Origin of the sequence: Allgaiera indica (genome assembly GCF_900106675.1) — a bacterium.
Taxonomy (GTDB): domain Bacteria; phylum Pseudomonadota; class Alphaproteobacteria; order Rhodobacterales; family Rhodobacteraceae; genus Acidimangrovimonas; species Acidimangrovimonas indica.
The window spans coordinates 1-3,890 of the sequence record NZ_FNOB01000058.1 but is presented as its reverse complement, the minus strand read 5'-3'; the positions used below and the strand labels follow the sequence as shown (position 1 = coordinate 3,890).

The window sequence follows — 3,890 nt, the reverse complement described above, 5'->3', positions numbered from 1 at the left end:
GACTTATAGGCGTATCTGTAGTTGTAATATGCGTATTGTGTTCCGTCTTTTGCGGCTTCGGAGAGTTTGTATCCGTTGAGGATGGCGCCGGTGAGTTTGCTTCCGGCGTGTTCGAAGGCGCGGCGGACGGCGTCGAGTTCGGGGGCCATGGTCTGCATGTGGCGGGCGACGACGATGCGGGCGCCGGTGTAGCGGCCGATGACCACCGGGTCGGTGACGGCCAGCACCGGCGCGGTGTCGATCAGCACCAGATCGAAGCGCGCGTCCAGATCGGTCAGCAGGGTCTGGAACTCGGCGCGCATCAGCAATTCCGACGGGTTCGGCGGGAAGCGGCCGGTCAGGATCACCGACAGCCCCTCGACCGGGCCGTCGATCATCACCTCGTCGAGGGTCTTCTCGCGCGCCAGGTAATCGCTCAGCCCCGGGGTGTCCTTCGACCGGCCCAGGAAGCGGCGCAGATAGCCGCGGCGCAGGTCGGCGTCGATGATGCAGACCTTCTGCCCCGATTGCGCCGCCACCACCGCCAGGTTGATCGCGGTGAAGCTCTTGCCCGCCGCCGGCGCGGCCGAGGTCAGCATCACCGTCTTGGTCGCCGCGTCGAGCATGCCGAAGTGCAGCGAGGTGCGCAGCGAGCGCAGCGCCTCGACCGCCACGTCGTCGGGCTGGCTCAGCGCCAGGATCGGCAACAGCCCCTTGCGGTGGCGCAGCCCCTCGGCGATGGCGGCATGGGGGACCGTGGCGAAGACCGGCAGGCCCATCTGCTCGATCTCCTGCGCGCCGCGGATGCCCCGGCGCAGGGCGCGCCGCAGCAGCACCAGCCCGGCCCCCAGCACCAGCCCCAGAAGCAAGGCGACCGAAAGGGTCAAAGATTTTCGCGGCGATACCGGCTTCGGCGGCGCATAGGCCTGGTCGATCACCCGCACCGAGCCCACCGAAGAGGCCCGCACCACGCGCAGCTCCTGCTCGCGGCCCAGAAGCTGCACATAGGTCTGCTGTGCCACCTGCAGGTCGCGTTGCAGGTTGAACACCGCCTTCTGCTGCTCGGGCAGGGTGACGGTCGCCGCCTTGGCCCGGGCCAGCTGGCCTTCCAGCGTCTTCTTGTCCTGCAACAGCGCCTGAACCTGGGGATGGTTGACGGTGTAGAGGTTCTTGAGCTCCTGCTCCTTCATGTCCAGCTTGCTCAACTGGGCCTCGATATCCGTCACCTGGGTCAGCAGCGCCTTGGTCTGATAGGTCAGGTCGATCGAATGATACTTCTCCTGATAGGCGTTCAGCGCGTCCTGCGCCCGGCTCACCCGCTCTTGCGCCTTGGGCAGCTGCTTCTGGATGAAGTCGAGGCTGCTTTGCGCCGAGGCCGCGCCGCTTTCGATATTCTGCTCGACATAGGCCTGGGCGATCGCGTTCAGCACCCGCTCGGCCCGCGCCGGGCTGTCGGCGGTGTACCGGGTGGACAGCACATTGGCCTGGTTCGACGGCTGGCTGACCGAGAACCGCTTCTGCACATCCTGCACCGCGGCCTCCAGCGCGTCGCGGCCGAGGATGAACTGCCGCCCCGCCGGCCCGCTCAACCGGGTCACCATCAGCGAGAAGTCCGCCTGCCCCGGCAGCTTCAGCTCGGCCCCCGCCGTGCCGTCCAGAACCCGCCCGTCGGGAAGCCGCAGCCGGTAGCGGCCCGGCCCGGTGATGGTCAGCACCATGTCCTGACCAAGCCAGGGCCTGGGCACCTCCAGCGCGCCGATCTTCAGACGGGCGTCGCCCCAGTCGAACGGCGCCAGCAGCCCCAGCCCCGGATAGGGCAGGCCCAGCCGCCGCAGGATCCCGCCCAGCAGCGGGATCTGCCGCGGAAGGGCATGGATCTGCAGATCAAGCTTGCGCACCGCCTTGCCGATCACCATTCGCGACTGCAGGATCTGCATCTCGGTATCGGCCTGCGAATTGCCGCCCGCCGCCGGGCCCAGCAGCGTCTGCATGCTTTGCGGCAGCGACATCGCGTTCGAATTGGTCTCCAGCTGGATCAGACCCTGCGCGGTATAGGTCGGCGTGGTGTGCAGGATCACCAGCACCCCCAGCACCATCGTGACCAGCATCACCAGCAGGATCCGCGCCTTGTTGGCCCACAGGACACCGACCAGTTCCAGCAGGTCGATCTCGTCGTCGGCCTCCTCCGCCGCGCGGGGCTCGTCGTTCATCTGCGCCCTTCCCATGGTCCGTCCCGCCGCATGTTCCGCCGGAGGCATCCTGCCGTCTTCCATGTCCCCGCCTCCTACCCTGCGCTCCGGGGGGAAAGCCGGGCGATCCAGCCCTCGGCCGCCGCCAGGATCTGCGCCACCGCGCGCTCATGCGCCTCGGACGGCCGGCCATGCGGATCGGGGATCCCCGTCCGCGCGCCCCATTGGTCGAACAGCATCACCCGCCCCGACAGCTGCGGATACCGGCGCTGGATGTCGTCGCGGTGGCCCGGCTCCATCGTCAGGATCAGGTCGTAGCCGCCGGCCAGATCGGCGCCGAACTGCCGCGCCACATGGCCCTCCAGGTCGATGCCCCGCGCCGCCGCCGCCGCCAAGGTCTTCGGATCCGCCCCGGACCCCACCACAGCGCCCAGCCCCGCGGATCCCACCCGGCAATCCGGCAACCCCGCCCGCAGAACCCGCTCGCCCACCACAGAGCGGCAGATGTTCCCGACGCAGACCACCAGGATGGATTGGAACATCGTGCCTCCTCAGAGCCCGTTCAGCTTCGCGTAATAGACCGAGGTCAGCGACGGCAGGATATCCGAGATCACCCGGTTCCAGCGCGCCAGCGGCGCCGTCGTGACATAGATCACGTCATTGGGATGCAGGATGAACCGCGTCCCGATCAGGAAGGCCGCCGGATTGCGCGCGTTCAGCTGGAACACGTCGATCCGCGGACCCGCCGCCCGGAACACGAAGATCCCGCGCGCATCCGCAGCGCCCAGCTTCAGACCGCCGACCTCGCTCAGCGCCCGCGTCAGGGTCACGTTCTCATGCGTCAGATCCACCGTGCCGGGCTTGATCACCTGGCCCATCAGATAGGCGTCCAGCGGCTGGATCAGCGGCACGCTGACCACGTCGCCATTGACCAGCGTCGGGTTGTTGGCCCCGATCCCGTTGTCCAGGAAAGCCTGCAGATCGACGATATAGCGCCGGCCGTGGCGCCGCACCATCACCCGCCGCGGATCCGCCGTCTTGGTCAGACCGCCCGCGCCGTTGATCGCATCCAGCAGCGTCAGCGGCACATCCGTCAGCGGCTCGCGCAGCGGTTTCGTCACCTGGCCCGTCACCGACACCGATTGCGCGTTGTAGCTGACCACCCGGACCTCGACCTGAGGGTCCTTGATGTACTTGTTCAGCCGCTGCATCAGCTCGGCCCGGATCTGGTCCGCTGTCCGCCCCCGGGCCCGCACCCGGCCGATATAGGGATAGTAGAAATAGCCCTGCGCATCGACCCGGATCCCGGACTTCTCCGGCGTCTGGTTCGGACCCGCCGGCGCGGTCAGTTCCGGATGATCGTAGACCACGATGCTGAGAATGTCGGCAGGGCCCACCCGATATTGCCAATGCCCCGCAGAGGGGATCGTCGTGCGCGGCCCCGACAGGTTGCGCGGCGTGCTGTAGGCGGCGATGTTGGCGGTGCTCAACGGGATCACCCGCACCTCCTTCGACACCTCGCCAGCACGCGCCTTCGCCGCCTCCGGACGGATCGGAAACGCCGTTTGCGACCCGCACCCCGCCAGCGCCAGCGCAATCAGCGACCCCAGCGCCGCCAACCGGGCCCGCGACAGATATCCCCGCTCGCTCTCTGCCTGCATCGTTGCTCTCAAACCAAGGCCCGACCGACCGCGCCGGAAGCCCGGGTCACCCTCTCTGCCG

At 68.1% G+C, this 3,890-nt stretch carries 3 protein-coding genes; all 3 read right to left on the bottom strand.

What is annotated here, in order from left to right:
- A partial coding sequence (locus BLV97_RS20450) for a polysaccharide biosynthesis tyrosine autokinase (RefSeq protein WP_035841438.1) occupies positions 1-2,189 on the bottom strand: 2,189 nt, incomplete at its 3' end.
- A 74-nt stretch (positions 2,190-2,263) separates the two neighbouring features.
- On the bottom strand, positions 2,264-2,710 hold the full coding sequence (locus tag BLV97_RS20445; RefSeq protein ID WP_035841436.1) for a low molecular weight protein-tyrosine-phosphatase: 447 nt from the start codon (positions 2,708-2,710) through the stop codon (positions 2,264-2,266).
- A gap of 9 nt (positions 2,711-2,719) precedes the next feature.
- Complete coding sequence (locus BLV97_RS20440; protein ID WP_092164233.1) at positions 2,720-3,829, bottom strand: polysaccharide biosynthesis/export family protein; 1,110 nt, start codon at positions 3,827-3,829, stop codon at positions 2,720-2,722.
- Positions 3,830-3,890: the final 61 nt, after the last annotated feature.